Below are 16,137 nucleotides of genomic sequence, written 5' to 3'. Positions count from 1 at the left end.
GTCACGTCCGGCGCCTCACTGCTGCCGGACGTGACCGACCCGGAAGCCGTCCACCGGCTCTGGGAGGAAGGCCTGTTCGCCGAACGGGTCGCGCTGCTCTCGGCGGTACGGGCGCACGAGGCGGGCGCCGCCCTCGCCCTGCTCGCCACCACCTGGGCCACCGAGCGGGCCGAGGACCGGCTGATGTTCGTCGACTCCCTGCGTTCCGGGCTCTCCGGCGCCGATGAGGCCTTCCTGGAGCAGGCCCTCGCCGACCGCAGCCGCAATGTCCGCGCGACGGCCGCCGAACTGCTTTCCGCACTTCCCGAATCGGCGCTCGCCCGCCGGATGGCGGACCGGGCCCTGTCCTGCGTGAGCCCCGGCCTCACCGGCAGCGGGCCGTCCGTGGCCGTGGAGGCCCCGCACGAATGCGATGCGGCGATGCAGCGCGACGGTGTGGTGGCGCTCCCGCCGTCCGGGCGGGGCGAGCGGTCCTGGTGGCTCGGCCAGCTGGTGGAGTCGTCCCCGCTCGCGATCTGGCCGGCGCGGTTCGGCGGCCGCGAGGCGCGGGAGATCGTCGCGCTTCCCGTGGCCGACGGCTGGAGCGAGGAACTCCACGCGGCCTGGTGCCGTGCCGCCGTCCGGCAGCGGGACCCGAAGTGGGCGCGGGCGCTGCTCGGCGCCCCCTCGACACCCCCGTCGAACGGCCCCGGCACGGCGTCGCTCGCCGAGCGGTCGAAGCTCCTGATCGTGCTGCCCGCAGCCGAACGGGCCGGCTGGGTGGCCGGGTTCATCGCCGCGCACGGCCTGTCGGAGGCGTTCCAGCTGCTGGGGGTCTGCCCGACCCCCTGGGCGGAGCCGCTCGGCCGCTCCGTCGTCGACGCCCTCGACATCGCCCGGGACGCCGGCAGCTATCCGTGGAGCTTCAGCGGGGTGATGGGCCTCGCCGAACGCTGCCTGAATCCGGCCGAGGCCGACCGCCTGGAGGTCCTCACCACGACCCCCGACGAGCCGGCGGACGCCTCCCCCGGCGCGAACGGCTACTGGTCGGAGGCGTTCCAGCGCCTGGTCTCCACCCTGCGGCTGCGCGCGGCGATGGACGCGGAGCTGGCACCGGACCGGTGAGACGGACACGGGCCGGATCGGACGACGGCCGGGGCCGGGCCTCGGGCCGGGTCAGCCGCCGCAGCGGCACCGGCCCGCCCGTGGGATCAGGCTTCCGCCGGCTGGCGGACGTTCGCGTTGACCCAGGCGACGATCTCGACCGTCGTCGCGCCCGGGGTGAAGATCTCCGCGACTCCCTGCTCCTTGAGCGGTGCGATGTCCGCCTCCGGAATGATGCCGCCGCCGAAGACCTTGATGTCCTCCGCGTCGCGCTCCTTCAGCAGGGCGATCACCTTCGCGAAGAGCGTGTTGTGCGCACCGGAGAGGATCGAGAGGCCGATGGCGTCGGCGTCCTCCTGGATCGCGGTGTCCACGATCTGCTCGGGCGTCTGGTGAAGCCCGGTGTAGATGACTTCCATACCGGCGTCGCGCAGGGCCCGCGCGATCACCTTGGCCCCGCGGTCATGGCCGTCGAGGCCCGGCTTGGCCACCACCACTCGGATCGGACCGGTCACACCCATCACTGCCTCCACATGCGTCTCCCGTCCCTGAAGAGCCGGGGATGTGAACGAACGTTATCCACAGCATCCCGCAAGCCGCTGTTTCGCGGTGGGCGGGGAGGGGGAAATCACACGTGGGACATGTTCACCGGGCGCCGTTTCCCGCAGCACGCGGCACACCTGCCGTGCGGGACCGACCGCCGGGGGAGCCGCACGAGGTCGTCGTACCACCGCGCCGTCAGCCGCACGGCACGGTGGTACGGCTCATCGGCCGCCCACCGGATGGTCACCGAAGGTGATCCGGAAGGCACGGCGGGCGGCGGGTCCCGGACGGTGAGCTGCCGCCCGGACCTCCGACACGGCGCCCCATGAGGGCATACGGGGCAGGAGCCGCCTCTCCCCGGGTGCCGGAGCAGGAGGTCGACCATGAAGGCCCCGCCCTTTCTTCCTCTACTGCCGTGTCGGCCCTGCCCGCGCAACGCCTGGCTGTCGTCCGCACTGCTGAGAGCGACCGCGCTGGAACTCGTGGTGCTCGCCGGACACGCACTGCTGTATCCCACCGGCATCACCGGCGAGCGGAGCGCCCCGCCACGCCCGGCGGCCGATCCGGCCCCCGCACCCTCCGGGACCACCGCCCTGCCCAGGGGAAACGCCAGAAACACCGGGCACACCGGGAAGACCGACCGGCCGCCCGTCGTGCTCCTGCACGGCTTCATCGACAACCGCTCCGTCTTCGTCCTGCTGCGCCGCTCCCTCGCCCGGCACGGCTGGCGCCATCTGGAGTCGCTCAACTACTCCCCGCTGACCTGCGACATCCGCACCGCCGCCGAGCTGCTCGGCCGCCACATCGAGGAGATCTGCGCCCGCACCGGACACCGCGAGGTCGACATCGTCGGACACAGCCTGGGCGGCCTGATAGCGCGCTACTACGTGCAGCGACTGGGCGGTGACCGGCGGGTCCGCACCCTGGTCACTCTCGGCACACCGCACGCCGGCACCGCTGTCGCCCCGATGGCCAGCGCTCACCCGATCGTGCGCCAGATGCGCAGCGGATCGGCCCCGATCGAGGAGCTGCGGCTGCCCGCGCCCGGCTGCCGCACCCGCTTCGTCAGCTTCTGGAGCGAGCTGGACCAGGTGATCGTCCCCGCCGAGGCGGCCTGCATCGACCACCCGGACCTCGATGTGACGAACGTACGCGTCAGCGGGATCGGCCATCTCGCGCTGCCCGTGCACCCGGCCGTGGCTGCCGGGGTCCGCCAGGCGCTCGACGCGCAGGAGCCGGCCAGGGGGTCCGCCGGCGCCGCGTCCGTGGCCTGATCCCGCCGGATTCCGGGAGTCGTGCCCCGTCCGGCCGGTCCGGTCAACGGCCTTTCGCGCCCGACCCTGCCCCACAAATAGAACGGGTTTCGAACATAGAGCCAAGGCTGTGTGAGCGGTCCGTCGAAAGACGGCCGATTGCCCGTTTCCTGAGCGCCCGCGGGCCGTGGACGATTGTCGGCGTCGCATACCGCCGGGTACAGTCGCGGCCACTGCTTTCCCCCCGGAGCCCCCCACGGGCCCCGGACACAGGTACTGCTGCCGAGGCGAGAGAGAAGTTGGTGAACGACCAGCACCCCCACGCCGGGTACGTCGGATACGACAGCCACTCCACGGGCGGATTCGACAACGATCCGCTCTTCGGCTCCCTCCCCGGCGGCTACGACGGTTCGTACGACACCACGCCCGGTTACGCCGCCCCGTACGACAGCGGGCAGGCCGGTCACAGCGGCCAGTACGACACCACCCAGTGGGACACGGGCGCGCACCGGACCGCCGAGTACGACCACGCCGCCGACTACGCGGCCTACACCCCCCACCCGCAGCAGCACCCCCAGTACGAGACAGCCCCGCAGTACGACGCGGCCCCGCAGTACGACACCACCACGGCCTGGGCGGCGCAGGACGGCTACGGCGCGAACATCCCGGCGCAGGGCGGCGCCCCGGACGCATCCGGCCAGTGGGACACCTCCGGCTGGTACGCGAACGGCCAGTGGTCAAGCACCGACACGGCGGGATACGACTCCGGCGCGTACGACGCCACCGCCTGGAACACCGGCGCCACGCCCGAGCACGGACAGCGAACGCCGCACGATGTGACGGAATCGCACGAGCCCGAACAGACCGCACAGCATCCGTACGAGACACACGAGACGTACGAGGTGCACGAGGCGTACGAGCCTTACGAAGACCGCTCCCAGGAGCAGGGCCAGGACCAGGGCCACGCCCCCGCCCATGAACAGGCGTCCTACGACTCGCAGGATTCGCACGAGCCCGGCGCCGGCCACGAAGCCGGGCCCCTGGACCAGGACCCGTCCCCGGCCCCTGCCGAATCCCGTCGCCCCGCGAGCCATCCGGTCTCCCGCGGCAGCCGCAGCCGCAGGCGTTCGCCCGCCAAGCGCTCCGCCCTCCTCACCGTCGCCGTTCCCTCCGCCTGCGTGATGAGCGTGGCCGGTATCGCCGCCGCCTCCGTGGGCGGGATGGGCGGCGGCGAGGAGAAGAAGGACGACACCACGACGATGGCGGCCGCCGACCCCGGCACGGTCAAGCCGGTCGCCGCCAACAACAAGCTGGACACCCAGCTGGCCAACCTCAGCGCCGACGCGGAGAACTTCGCCGACCGCGCGAGCCGCACCCAGGAGCGCATCGACCTGAAGGAGCGGCAGGCCGCCGAGAAGAAGAAGCGCATCGCGGAGGCCGCCCGCAAGGAGGCCCTGCGCCCCAAGTACGTCATGCCGGTCAAGGAGCACGGCCTCAGCGCGTACTTCGGCCAGGCGGGCGTCAACTGGATGTCCGTGCACACGGGCATCGACTTCCCCGTCCTGTACGGCACCCCGGTGATGGCCGCGACCGACGGCACCGTTCACACGCAGTTCAACACCGCGTACGGGAACATGGCCATCGTCACGATGGCCGACGGCACCGAGACCTGGTACTGCCACCTCAGCAGCACCCGGATCCGCTCGGGTCCGGTCAAGGCCGGTGACGTCATCGCGTACTCCGGGGACTCCGGCAACTCGACCGGCCCGCACCTGCACTTCGAGGTGCGGCCCGGCGGCGGCGCGGCCATCGACCCGCTGCCCTGGCTCCGCAGCCACAACGTCGACCCGACCTGAGTCTGCCTGCCCTGAGCCGACCCGACCTGCCCTGAGCCGGCGGACGGCCGCGGCCGTCCGCCGGACCGGACGGGCGCTACAGCTTCTGGACCGGCGCGTACCGCAGCAGCAGCTTCTTCGGCCGCTCGTCCCCGAAGTCGACCGTGGCCTTCGCCTGGTCGCCGATGCCCTCGACCGCCGTCACCGTGCCCAGACCGAACTGGTCGTGGGTGACCCGGTCGCCGACCACCAGGGTGATCGTCGGCTTGTCCGAGGTCCGCCGGGTCGCGAAGCCCGAGGGCCCGGAGCGCGAGCGGGACGCGGACAGCGACGAGGTGATGCCCGACGTCGGCCCCGCCGGAGCCGCCATCGGGCCCTTCCGCTTCCACTCCAGGTGCTGGTCCGGGATCTCCTCCAGGAACCGCGACGGCGGGTTGTACGAGGGCTGGCCCCAGGCGCTGCGCATCGCCGCCCGGGTCAGGTAGAGCCGCTCGCGGGCGCGGGTGATACCGACATACGCGAGCCGGCGCTCCTCCTCCAGCTCCTTGACCTGGCCCAGCGCCCGCATGTGCGGGAAGACGCCGTCCTCCATGCCCGTCAGGAAGACCACCGGGAATTCGAGGCCCTTCGCCGTGTGCAGGGTCATCAGCGTGACGACTCCGGAGCCGTCGGTGTCCTCGTCGGGGATCTGGTCGGAGTCGGCGACGAGCGCGACCCGCTCCAGGAACTCGGAGAGGGTGCCCGCACCCTCCTCCTCGCCGCGCTCCTGCTCGAATTCGAGCGCGACGGCGGCAAGCTCCTGGAGGTTCTCGATCCGGGTCTCGTCCTGCGGGTCGGTGGAGGCCTGGAGCTCGGCGAGGTAGCCGGTCCGTTCCATGACGGCCTCCAGCACCACCGCGGGGCCCGCGCCAGACTCGACGATCGTGCGCAACTCCTCCATCAGCGTGTTGAACCGCTTGACGGCGTTGGCGGAACGCGCGGCCATGCCGTACGCCTCGTCGACGCGGCGCAGCGCCTGCGGGAAGGTGATCTTCTCGCGCAGTGACAGGGCGTCGATCATCGCCTCGGCCCGGTCGCCGATGCCGCGCTTGGGCACGTTCAGGATGCGGCGCAGCGGGACCGTGTCCTCGGGGTTGGCGAGGACCCGGAGGTAGGCCAGGACGTCCCGGACCTCCTTGCGCTCGTAGAAGCGCACACCGCCGACGACCTTGTAGGGCAGGCCGACCCGGATGAAGATCTCCTCGAAGACACGGGACTGCGCGTTCGTCCGGTAGAAGATCGCGACATCGCCGGCCTTGGCGTCGCCCGCGTCGGTCAGCCGGTCGATCTCGTCGGCGACGAACTGCGCCTCGTCGTGCTCGGTGTCCGCGACGTAGCCGGTGATCCGGGCTCCGGAGCCGGCGTTGGTCCAGAGGTTCTTCGGGCGGCGGCTCTCGTTGCGCTCGATGACGGCGTTGGCGGCGGACAGGATCGTCTGGGTGGAGCGGTAGTTCTGTTCCAGCAGGATCGTGGTCGCGTCCGGGTAGTCCTCCTCGAACTGGAGGATGTTGCGGATCGTGGCGCCGCGGAAGGCGTAGATCGACTGGTCCGCGTCACCCACGACGCACAGCTCGCCGGGGGCGTCGGCGGCACCGGCCGGGCCGACCAGTTCCCGTACGAGCGTGTACTGGGCGTGGTTGGTGTCCTGGTACTCGTCGACCAGGACGTGCCGGAAGCGGCGGCGGTAGTGCTCGGCGACGTCGGGGAAGGCCTGGAGCAGGTGCACCGTCGTCATGATGATGTCGTCGAAGTCCAGCGCGTTGGCCTCGCGCAGCCGGGCCTGGTACATCGCGTAGGCCTGGGCGAGCGTCTTCTCGAAACCGTCCGCCGCCTGGCCGGCGAAGGTCTCCTCGTCGATCAGCTCGTTCTTCAGGTTCGACACCTTCGCCGTGAACGACTTCGGCGGGAAGCGCTTCGGGTCGAGGTCGAGATCGCGGCAGACCAGGGCCATCAGCCGCTTGGAGTCCGCGGCGTCGTAGATCGAGAACGAGGAGGTGAAGCCGAGCTTCTTCGACTCGCGGCGCAGGATCCGTACGCACGCGCTGTGGAAGGTCATGACCCACATGGCGTTGGCGCGGGGGCCGACGAGCTGCTCGACGCGCTCCTTCATCTCGCCGGCGGCCTTGTTGGTGAAGGTGATCGCCAGGATCTGGCCGGGGTGCACCCCGCGCTCGGCCAGCAGGTGGGCGATGCGGTGGGTCAGCACCCGGGTCTTGCCCGAACCGGCCCCGGCGACGATGAGCAGCGGGGACCCCGCGTGCACCACGGCGGCACGCTGCTCGGTGTTCAGCCCGTCGAGCAGCGCGGCGGCGTCGATGACCGGGCGGTGGGCCCCGTCGCGGTAGTACGCGTCGCGGGGCGGCGGGGGCCCGTCGAACACGCCCCCGAAGAGGTCCTCCGGCACCGCTTCGGGTGCGGAGTCCTCGGGGGGCGGCGGGGGCCCTTCCTCCGCGTGCTGGAGGCCGGCCAGGAAACTGTCGTCAAAGAGGCTGCTCATCGCTGTCCGAGTCTAGGCGGCCGCACTGACACCCCGGGGCCGCATCACGAACCGCGCACCACCGCGCGGCCACAGAAAGCGATGCCGCACCCACCCTGTGTGGACGGACCCCGCACCTGACCTGCCCGCACCGCGTCCACTTCGGCAAGGTCACGAAAATGTATCGGGCATATCGAACATCAACCTTCACAGCGACACCATGAGTTGGCTAGCGTGCTCGTTCGGGCGGCCCGTACCCCCAGAGGCGAACCACGCCGAGCGGGCGTCCACGCCGAATCCGGCCTGCCCGTACGGGGTCCGGAACCGGGGACCCACACGCAGCACCGGGGTGAATCGGTCCGTACCCCCACCAGGACCGTAGGGCAGCCTTCCGTTCCGCCCGAACCCGACAGCTAACCCGGTAGGCGGTCCACGGAAGGAGATGCCGGCCTTGGCATCGCATCGCAAACCGCGCCCCCGGGTGCGCAGCACCACCCCGGCCATCGGGTTCACGACGGCCGCACTCGCCTCGGTGACCCTGCTGTCCACGCAGAGCGCGCTGGCGGCCCCGGCCCCGAAGCCCAGCATCGAGGACGTCCAGAAGAAGGTCGACGGCCTCTACCGGCAGGCGGGCACCGCGACCCAGCACTACGACCAGGCGAAAGAGGCGTCCGCCAGGCAGCGCATCAAGGTGGACGCGCTGCTGGACGACATCGCCGAGCGCGCCGACAAGCTGAACGACGCCCGCCGGACGCTCGGGAACTACGCCGCCGCCCAGTACCGCGACGGCGCGCTCGCGCCGACCGCCACCTTCTTCCTGGCCAACGACCCGCAGTCGTTCTTCGACCAGACCCACCTCATGAACCGGATGGCCGCGAACCAGCAGCAGGCCGTCACGGACTTCCGTACGAAGCAGGCCGAGGCGTCGAAGAAGCGTGCCGAGGCGGTGACGAGCCTGGAGACGCTCACCGCGTCGCAGACCAAGCTGCGCACCAGCAAGCAGAACGTGCAGAACAAGCTGACCGAGGCCCGCACGCTGCTGTCGAAGCTGACCGCCGAGGAGAAGGCGCGCCTCGCCGAGCTGGAGAAGAAGAAGCAGGCCGAGGCCAAGCGCAAGGCCGCGGAGCTGGCGGAGAAGCAGGCCGCCGCGAAGGCGGAGGCCGACCGCAAGGCCAAGGAGGCCGGAAGCGGGACCGGCACGGGCTCGGGCACGGGGACGGGCTCGGGCACCGGGACAGGCTCCGGCTCGGACAGCAGCGCCACGACGAAGGCCGGGAAGGTCCTCGCGTTCGCCCGGGCCCAGATCGGCAAGCCGTACGTCTGGGGGGCGACCGGCCCGGCCTCGTACGACTGCTCGGGGCTCACGCAGGCGGCCTGGAAGGCCGCGGGCGTCACCCTTCCGCGGACCACCTGGGACCAGGTGAAGGTCGGCACCCGGATCGCCACGGCGGATCTGCAGCCCGGGGACCTGGTCTTCTTCTACGACGACATCAGCCACGTCGGCATCTACAAGGGCGACGGCATGATGATCCACGCGCCGAAGCCGGGGGCGGACGTGCGCGAGGAGTCGATCTACTACATGCCGATCTACGGGAGCGTGCGGCCCGGCTAGCGAGTGTCCGGCGCCCCCGGGGCCTGCCGTACGGAGCACGCGCATTGGGTCCGTGGGCCCAATACGCGGGCTCCGTGGGACCGTTAGCGTGTTCCCATGCCACTCATGGGGGAGTTGCGGCGCCGGGTACGCCGGCGCGTGCGGTGCGCTGTACCACGCACGGAAGCGCGGGTGCTGGGGTTACGCCGGCGGCGGGACCGGGGACAGGGCGCACTGGAGTATCTGGGCCTGGTCCTGGTGGTCGTGGCGGTCATCGGGGCCCTGGTCGCGACGGGGATCGGCGCCGACCTGTCCGAGAAGATCGGTGTCCAGGTCTGCCGGATCACCGGCGGCGGGAACTGCGGCGGCGACGGCAACGCCGAGGCCCGGGACGGTGACCGGCCCGGCAAGGGTGACCCCGCCTCCGACAAGAACTCGGACGGTTCGCCGAAGTCACCGGCGCAGACCGAGTACGACAAGGCGCTGAAGGACCTTCAGGACGCGCAGAAGGAAGAGAAGTCCAGCTCGGACAAGGCGATCGACGCCGCGAAGGAACTCGCGAAGATCCTCGCCGACGAGCTGGGCATCACCGATGCGCTGGACTGCGTCACCAAGGGCGACATGGGCGCCTGTACCGAGACGCTGATCAATGTGCTGTTGAGCCTGATCGGCGGCGCGGTCGGGAAGCTGGGGGCGAAGTACGGGGCGCCCTGGAAGTGGAAGAAGGCCTACAAGCTCATCAAGAGCTTGAAGAAGCACGGCGGTGACCTCTACGACGGCCTCAAGGGCCTCATCAAGAGCCGCAAGAAGGTCAAGGACGCCGAAAAGGCCCTGGAGAACGCCGGAAAGAAGGTCGACGGGGAGAAGAAGCCGCCGAAAAAGGACGAGCCCGAAGAGAAGAAGCCCGACTGCCCGGTCAACCACAGCTTCCTCGCGGGCACTCCCGTCCTCCTCGCCGACGGCACCCGCCGCGCCATCGAGGACGTACGGGCCGGCGACCGGGTCCTGGCGACGGACCCGGCGGACGGCAGCAGTGCCGCCCGTACGGTGACGGACACCGTCTCCACCGAGGACGACAAGCACTTCACCCGGGTCACGGTGGTGCAGGACGGCCGCACGGCCACCCTGACCGCCACGGACACCCACCCGTTCTGGCTGGTGAACGAGGGGCGCTGGGCCGACGCGGGCCGGATCGCCACCGGTGACGAACTGCGGCTGTCCGACGGCGGCGCGCTCACCGTCACCTCCGTCAGCCGGTACACGCAGCGTCAGCGCACCCACGACCTGACGGTCGACACCACGCACACGTACTACGTGGCGGCCGGACGGGGGAACGTGCTGGTCCACAACAACGACTGCGGCCCGAAGAAGCGCACCCCCGCCGAGCTGAAGAAGCTCGCCGAGGAGAACGCCCAGTCGGCCCGCGACTACCAGGACGTCTTCCTGGACGAGGTGCGGCGCGAGGCGAAGGCCAAGGGCAAGACCCAGAAGGAGATCGACAAGGCGGTCGAGTGGGCCGAGAAGACGAACACCACCTCCGTCGTCCGGGCCCGCTTCCCCGTACCCGGCAAACCGGGGCAGTGGGTGGAGCGCAACGTGGTCTCCAGCAGCGGTCAGGGGCTGTCCCCGGCGCAGCTGAGCGCCATCGCCAAACGCGGTGACGTGCCGGTGCGCGTCAACGTGCAGGGCGCCACGCACGCCGAGCAGAACGCGCTGCTGGAGATCGACAAGCTGGGCGGCAAGCCGATCGCCGGCGGTGCGTCGCGCGAGGTCTGCGCGGACATCTGCGGGCCGCTCATCAAGGGCTCCGAAGGGGTCGTCAGCGGCAACGTGACCGGCAGGGGCGGACGGAAGTACAAGACGTTCTGGTGGCCGTGACCGGGGCGCCGCCGTGCCGGGTACCGTGCGGGAGGTGTCCGGCACCGGACGGGCACAACGGCACCATGCGCGGGCACAGCGCACAGAGCACCCACAGGAGCGAGCGACCGTGAAGATCTTGGAGAGCGTCCGGGGCATGGCCTTCCTGGGGACCTTCGGCCAGGCCAGGCTGTTCTCGGCAGCCTGCGCCGAGCGCACCGCCGGGGTACTCCTCCAGTACCTCGCCGACGAGGGGCGCCCGGCGGACCAGGACACCTGTGTGGCCGCGCTGGAGCTGCTGTGGGACACCGCTCCGCCGGACGAGAACGTGGCCGCCGCCATGCACCGCAGGCTGAGCGGACTGCCGGAGCTCGGTCAGGAGTTCCGGCCGAGCGGCGTCCAGCGGTCGGCGGCGCTCGGGCTCAGGGCCCTGTTCGCCGGCATCGCGATGCTCATCGACCAGGGCCCGGACGGCGCGGTCGAACCGTCCGAATCGGCGCGGGCGCTCGCCCGGGAGCTGGACGGGGAGGGCGGCGCGACGGCCGCCGAGGAGGACGCGATCCAGGACCGGGACGTCGAGCGGATCATGTCCTGGAGCCCGCAGGAGCGGACGCTGCACGTCCACGGGCTGCGCGCGGCGGCGGCGGAGACGGGCCGCGACCGGCTGGCGGCGGCCCGGACCCGCCACGGCCTCGGCGACGGGGCACCGGACGAAACCTTCACGCACCCGGGCTCGGTCTCGGTCACGGCCACCGTCGACCGCGGCGATGCCGCGGCGGCCGAACAGCGCGCCCGTTACGGGGTGGTGGGCCGGATCACGGCGGGCTCCGACGCGGGGGGCTACCTCCGTGTCGACCGGCTGGCCGACCTCGCCGAGACGCCCGAGGAGCGGGCCTCCGCTGCCGGAGTGGACATCCTGGTGGCGGCCGACCCGGCGATGACGCGGGACTGCGTGGGCGAGTGGGTCGAGGACTGGGCGGGTGTGGAGGAGGCGCTGCGGCGGGAGGGCCGGCAGGTCGACTGGGACGCCGCGCCGTAGTCAGAAGCACTCAGAGGTGGTCGGCAGTGGTCAGCGGTGTTCAGCCACCGGTCGGTTGCGGACGGCCGCCGGCCACCCGCCGGCCACCCCCGCTCAGGTCCAGAGCGTGGCGATGAAGATGTTGACGACCGTCAGTCCGCCCACCGCCGCGAAGAGGCCCTTCTCGACCTTCTCCTCGTCCCGCTTGACGTAGACGAGCGCGAGGATGACGACCAGGATCAGCAGCTTGATGCCGATCTTGACGTTGTTCACGGGGTGGTCGTCGGCCTGGTCGAGCCCGACCAGCGCGACACCGGTGACCAGCATGGTCAGCGCGCCGTGCAGCATCCCCGGCACGAATCGCGCCGTCCCCGCCCCCATCGCCTTCATCTGGGTGAGGAAGCCTCCCAGCAGGGCGGCGATTCCGATGATGTGCAGGGCGACGAAGACATCGATGAGTACACGCATGGTTCCGCACCTTAGTCCTGGTCATATCAGCCTTCCGCAGCCAGGTGGGGCTTACTGAACGCTTGACCATTGAATGCACCAATTGCCTGACTCTGGTGCAATTTTTCCGGTCATCCAACAACAACGCAACGCCAAATTCGGACAATAGGCGTCATTACGACTCTTGCCCCTGCCCCGGGTTTAGCGTCCCTACCCAGGTGACCGGATCACCGCCGCTCCGCACCCGGACGGCACCTTCCGCTCACCCCGCCGAGAGATCCGGCGGCGGGCCGCTCCCCCTGTTGGTGACCCGCCGCCGGACCGGGCGGGCCCGCCGGTAGACCCCGACGGGCAGTCGACGGGAAGGACCCCCGCCCTCGTGGCCGCGCACCGGAAACCCAAGCAGCGCCCGTACACCGGCTCTGCTGCCCGCACCGCAGCGACCCTCGCCCTCGCAGGGGCCGCGACCGCTGCCGCGCTGCCGGGATCCGCGCAGGCCGACCCGACGCCCACCGCCGCCCAGGTCAAGGCCGAGGTGGACCGGCTGTACCGGGAGGCGGAGGTCGCCACCGAGCGGTACAACGGCGCGAAGGTGAAGGCGGCCGCCACCGCCAGGTCGATCGACGCGATGCGCGACGAGGCCGCCCGCAAGACCGAGCGGCTCAACGCCTCGCGCGAGGCGCTGGGGTCGTACGCGGCGGCGCAGTACCGCTCGGGCGGTCTCGACCCGTCCCTCCAGCTGGCACTCTCCTCGGACCCCGACCAGTACCTGCAGCGCGCCTCGTACGTGGAGCGGGCCGCCGCCGGCCGGGCCGACGAGCTCCGCACCGTGCGGCGCCAGGTCGCGGACGTGGCCCAGTTGCGGTCCGAGGCCGCGGGGCAGCTGGCCGAGCTCACCGCCCGCCAGGCCGACCTGAAGAGGCACAAGGCGACGGTCCGGGCCAAGCTGTCCGAGGCCCGCAAGCTGCTGGCCCGCCTCTCCCCCGCCCAGCGCGCCGCGTACGACGCCTCGGACGGCGGCCGCGGCGCGGGCCACGCCGACCGCAGCTCCCCGCGCGGCTCCGACCGGGCACCGAACGCCCGCGCCGCGGCAGCCGTCGCCTTCGCGTACGGGGCCCTCGGCAAGCCGTACGTCTGGGGCGCCACCGGCCCCTCCTCGTTCGACTGCTCCGGCCTCACCCAGGCCGCCTGGGGCTCCGCGGGTGTCTCGCTCCCCCGGACCACGTACACCCAGATCAACGCGGGGCAGCGCGTCCCGAGGTCCGAACTCGCCCCGGGGGACCTGGTGTTCTTCTACTCGGGCGTCAGCCACGTCGGCCTCTACATCGGCAACGGCCGGATGATCCACGCCCCGCGCCCGGGAGCCCCGGTCCGCATCGCGCCGATCGACGAAATGCCTTTCGCCGGAGCGGCCCGGGTGGCATAGGCTCCCGTCCCTCCGACCACCGGACAGAGGGACACCCGCACATGCCCATGGACTTCGACGTCCAGACTCACGCCCATACGCTCGCACTCCGCTCCCCCGACCATTACCGGGTCGGCCCGTTCACGGTGCGCCACAACGTGAACTGGTCGCTGAAGTACGTCAATTACGCGATCCCCGACCAGGGCGCCGAACCGACGCCCGGCGAACTCGACGCCCTGGTCGCGGCCTTCCGCGAGCGGGACCGGATGCCGCGCCTGGAGTATCTGCCCGCCTGGGCACCCGCGGTCGAATCCGCGCTGCTCGCCGCCGGGTTCACCGCCGAGAACCGGGCCCCGATCCTGGCCTGCGCCCCCGGGGACCTGCTGCCGCCCAAGCCGGTGGACGCTCTGGTGACGGCAGAACCGGCCACGGACGCGGAGTTCGACGCAGCCGCCCTCGTACAGCACCTGGGATACGGCGGGACCGGCGAACCCGAGGGCGGCGAGGCGCAGTGGCTGCGCGAGGCGGCGGCGGGCGGCGGGGTCGCCGCGCTCGCCACCCTCGACGGCGTCCCGGCGGGGGCGGGCGGCTGCTCGGTCCCGGTCGACGGCCTCAGCGAGCTGGTGGGCCTGGCCGTCGCCGCGGAGTTCCGCCGCCGCGGCATCGGGGCCGACCTCTCCGCCCGGCTCACCGCGACCGCCTTCGAGCAGGGCTGCCGGGTGGTGTGGCTGGAGCCGGGCGACGCCGAGGTGGAACGGATCTACGCGTCCATCGGCTACCGCAGGATCGGCGAGAAGCTGAACATCTCGCTCGATCCCGAGCGGCCGGCCGGCTGACCCGCGGCCGGGCGGCCGGCGGGACTCAGACCAGCCGCCGGGCCGTCGCCCACCGCGTCAGCTCGTGCCGGTTGGACAGCTGGAGCTTCCTCAGCACCGCCGAGACGTGCGACTCGACCGTCTTCACCGAGATGAACAGCTGCTTGGCGATCTCCTTGTAGGCGTAGCCGCGGGCGATCAGCCGCAGCACCTCGCGCTCGCGCTGGGTCAGCCGGTCGAGGTCCTCGTCGACCGGCGGCGCGTCCGTCGAGGCGAAGGCGTCGAGGACGAAGCCGGCCAGCCGGGGCGAGAACACCGCGTCGCCGTCCTGGACCCGGAAGACCGAGTCGACCAGGTCGGCGCCGGTGATGGTCTTGGTGACATAGCCGCGGGCGCCGCCGCGGATGACCCCGATGACATCCTCGGCGGCGTCCGAGACGGACAGCGCCAGGAAGCGCACCGGGTTCTCCACCGGGCCCATGAACGGGGCGCAGCGGCGCAGCACCTCGACGCCGCCGCCGCCCGGGAGGTGGACGTCCAGCAGGACGACCTCGGGGCGGGTCGCCGTGATGACGGTGACCGCCTGGTCGACGTCGGCGGCCTCGCCGACGACCTCGACCCCGGTCTCCTCGGTGCGGCCGATCTCGGCCTGTACGCCGGTGCGGAACATCCGGTGGTCGTCGACGAGCACGACTCGTACCCGGCGCTCCGGCCCCCCGGCCGCCTCAGTGGTCCCGTTCATCGCTCGTCCTCTCCATCTCCAGCTCGACTTCCGTGCCCCCGCCGGGCACCGAACGCAGCCGGGCGGTACCGCCGTTGCGCTGCATCCGGCCGATGATTGATTCTCGTACGCCCATTCTGTCCCCCGGTACGGAGTCCAGATCGAATCCGGGTCCCCGGTCGCGCACCGAGACGAAGACCGTGCGGCCCTCGACCTCCGCGTAGACCTGTACGGCGCCGCCCTCGCCACCGTACTTGGCGGCGTTGACCATCGCCTCGCGTGCGGCCTGCATCTGTGCGGTCAGCTTCTCGTCGAGCGGGCAGTCGCCGACGACGACGACCTCCAGCGGGACGCCGTGCTTGTCCTCGACCTCGGCGGCCGCGCGTTTGACGGCCTCGGCCAGGGTCTCGGGTTCGTCGTCCTCGTCCTTGCCGGTGCCCTCGGGGTTGTAGAGCCAGTTGCGCAGCTCGCGTTCCTGGGCGCGGGCCAGTCTGCGCACCTCGCCCGCGTCCTCCGCGTTGCGCTGGATCAGGGTGAGGGTGTGCAGGACGGAGTCGTGCACATGGGCGGCGACCTCGGCCCGCTCCTGAGCCCTGATGCGCATCAGGCGTTCCTCGGAGAGGTCCTGGGTCATCCGCACGAGATAGGGCCCGGCCAGCAGCGCGATGCCGGTGAGCACCGCGATGGCCGCGGTGAGGACGTTGCCGAGCTGGGCGGCGGAGCCGCGCACCACCATGAAGCCCGCGAGGCCGAGGCCGACCAGGGCGACTCCGGCGAGGCCCCGGGCCAGGTGCAGGACCCGGCGGCGGCTGCCGACCTCCATCCAGCGGGCGCGGCGGGCGTTGTCGGCCTGTCGCCACACCAGGACGGAGCCGGCACCGATCAGCAGCGTGGGCCAGATGTAGCGGTCGGCCTTGCCGCCCATGTCGACGTTGCCGACGAAGATCACGGCGCCGATGAGCAGCGCGACGAGGGCGAAGACCTGGCCCCGGTCGGGCTTGCGGAGCCGGCGCCTGCCGTCGGGGGCGTGGACAGCCCGCGGTCCGTCTTCGAG

At 71.6% G+C, this 16,137-nt stretch carries 13 protein-coding genes and 1 riboswitch; of the genes, 8 read left to right on the top strand and 5 right to left on the bottom strand.

Going from position 1 to position 16,137, the window contains the following annotated elements:
• Nucleotides 1-1,104, top strand: a 1,104-nt coding sequence (locus tag J1C73_RS32275) for a DUF5691 domain-containing protein (protein ID WP_242645011.1), incomplete at its 5' end; no start/stop codon positions are given.
• 86 nt (nucleotides 1,105-1,190) lie between these two features.
• Here the strand turns inward: J1C73_RS32275 and icmB are convergent.
• On the bottom strand, nucleotides 1,191-1,604 hold the full coding sequence (gene icmB, locus J1C73_RS32270; RefSeq protein ID WP_123461149.1) for a coenzyme B12-dependent isobutyryl CoA mutase small subunit: 414 nt from the start codon (nucleotides 1,602-1,604) through the stop codon (nucleotides 1,191-1,193).
• 405 nt (nucleotides 1,605-2,009) lie between these two features.
• Between icmB and J1C73_RS32265 the strand changes: the two genes are divergently transcribed.
• On the top strand, nucleotides 2,010-2,900 hold the full coding sequence (locus J1C73_RS32265) for an esterase/lipase family protein (protein ID WP_207319468.1): 891 nt from the start codon (nucleotides 2,010-2,012) through the stop codon (nucleotides 2,898-2,900).
• A 281-nt stretch (nucleotides 2,901-3,181) separates the two neighbouring features.
• On the top strand, nucleotides 3,182-4,735 hold the full coding sequence (locus tag J1C73_RS32260; RefSeq protein ID WP_207319467.1) for a peptidoglycan DD-metalloendopeptidase family protein: 1,554 nt from the start codon (nucleotides 3,182-3,184) through the stop codon (nucleotides 4,733-4,735).
• Nucleotides 4,736-4,811: 76 nt separating this feature from the next.
• Here J1C73_RS32260 and pcrA read toward each other — a convergent pair whose 3' ends face one another.
• Nucleotides 4,812-7,250: a DNA helicase PcrA gene (gene pcrA / locus J1C73_RS32255; RefSeq protein WP_207319466.1), complete on the bottom strand. Its 2,439-nt coding sequence runs from the start codon at nucleotides 7,248-7,250 to the stop codon at nucleotides 4,812-4,814.
• Nucleotides 7,251-7,509: 259 nt separating this feature from the next.
• Nucleotides 7,510-7,673, top strand: a riboswitch (cyclic di-AMP (ydaO/yuaA leader).
• Between pcrA and J1C73_RS32250 the strand changes: the two genes are divergently transcribed.
• The 3 genes from J1C73_RS32250 (at nucleotide 7,672) to J1C73_RS32240 (ending at nucleotide 11,716) form a co-directional block, all read left to right on the top strand.
• Nucleotides 7,672-8,841 (top strand): C40 family peptidase, encoded by a 1,170-nt coding sequence (locus tag J1C73_RS32250; protein ID WP_207319465.1) that lies wholly within the window; start codon nucleotides 7,672-7,674, stop codon nucleotides 8,839-8,841. Its footprint overlaps the riboswitch before it by 2 nt.
• Before the next feature lie 171 nt (nucleotides 8,842-9,012).
• Nucleotides 9,013-10,698, top strand: coding sequence for a polymorphic toxin-type HINT domain-containing protein (locus J1C73_RS32245; RefSeq protein ID WP_207319464.1), 1,686 nt, complete (start codon nucleotides 9,013-9,015; stop codon nucleotides 10,696-10,698).
• Between the two features lie 109 nt (nucleotides 10,699-10,807).
• Nucleotides 10,808-11,716 carry a hypothetical protein gene (locus J1C73_RS32240; protein ID WP_207319463.1) on the top strand — a complete coding sequence of 303 codons (909 nt, stop codon included), beginning with the start codon at nucleotides 10,808-10,810 and terminating at the stop codon, nucleotides 11,714-11,716.
• A 93-nt stretch (nucleotides 11,717-11,809) separates the two neighbouring features.
• Here J1C73_RS32240 and J1C73_RS32235 read toward each other — a convergent pair whose 3' ends face one another.
• The gene (locus J1C73_RS32235; RefSeq protein ID WP_123461144.1) at nucleotides 11,810-12,163 is read right to left on the bottom strand and encodes a hypothetical protein; all 354 of its coding nucleotides are present in this window, start codon (nucleotides 12,161-12,163) and stop codon (nucleotides 11,810-11,812) included.
• 358 nt (nucleotides 12,164-12,521) lie between these two features.
• Between J1C73_RS32235 and J1C73_RS32230 the strand changes: the two genes are divergently transcribed.
• Nucleotides 12,522-13,568, top strand: coding sequence for a C40 family peptidase (locus tag J1C73_RS32230; protein ID WP_207319462.1), 1,047 nt, complete (start codon nucleotides 12,522-12,524; stop codon nucleotides 13,566-13,568).
• A gap of 41 nt (nucleotides 13,569-13,609) precedes the next feature.
• A complete protein-coding gene (locus tag J1C73_RS32225; protein ID WP_207319461.1) occupies nucleotides 13,610-14,383 on the top strand; it encodes a GNAT family N-acetyltransferase in 774 nt (257 codons plus the stop codon).
• 25 nt (nucleotides 14,384-14,408) lie between these two features.
• Here the strand turns inward: J1C73_RS32225 and J1C73_RS32220 are convergent, their stop codons facing one another.
• Nucleotides 14,409-15,104 (bottom strand): LuxR C-terminal-related transcriptional regulator, encoded by a 696-nt coding sequence (locus tag J1C73_RS32220; RefSeq protein WP_207319460.1) that lies wholly within the window; start codon nucleotides 15,102-15,104, stop codon nucleotides 14,409-14,411.
• Nucleotides 15,088-16,137, bottom strand: a 1,050-nt coding sequence (locus J1C73_RS32215; protein ID WP_207319459.1) for a sensor histidine kinase, incomplete at its 5' end; no start/stop codon positions are given. The genes J1C73_RS32220 and J1C73_RS32215, both read right to left, overlap by 17 nt.

The organism is Streptomyces laculatispora (assembly GCF_017353455.1).
In the GTDB taxonomy this organism is placed as follows: domain Bacteria; phylum Actinomycetota; class Actinomycetes; order Streptomycetales; family Streptomycetaceae; genus Streptomyces; species Streptomyces laculatispora.
The sequence above is the reverse complement of the archived record's forward strand: the minus strand, read 5'-3'. Positions and strand labels throughout refer to the sequence as shown.

Bases quoted from the DNA above. Each gene is read 5' to 3' on its own strand.
- J1C73_RS32225 (WP_207319461.1), top strand. From the start codon at position 13,610: ATGCCCATGGACTTCGACGTCCAGACTCACGCCCATACGCTCGCACTC.
- J1C73_RS32265 (WP_207319468.1), top strand. From the start codon at position 2,010: ATGAAGGCCCCGCCCTTTCTTCCTCTACTGCCGTGTCGGCCCTGCCCG.
- J1C73_RS32235 (WP_123461144.1), bottom strand. From the start codon at position 12,163: ATGCGTGTACTCATCGATGTCTTCGTCGCCCTGCACATCATCGGAATC.
- J1C73_RS32250 (WP_207319465.1), top strand. From the start codon at position 7,672: ATGCCGGCCTTGGCATCGCATCGCAAACCGCGCCCCCGGGTGCGCAGC.
- J1C73_RS32220 (WP_207319460.1), bottom strand. From the start codon at position 15,104: ATGAACGGGACCACTGAGGCGGCCGGGGGGCCGGAGCGCCGGGTACGA.
- pcrA (WP_207319466.1), bottom strand. From the start codon at position 7,250: ATGAGCAGCCTCTTTGACGACAGTTTCCTGGCCGGCCTCCAGCACGCG.
- icmB (WP_123461149.1), bottom strand. From the start codon at position 1,604: ATGGGTGTGACCGGTCCGATCCGAGTGGTGGTGGCCAAGCCGGGCCTC.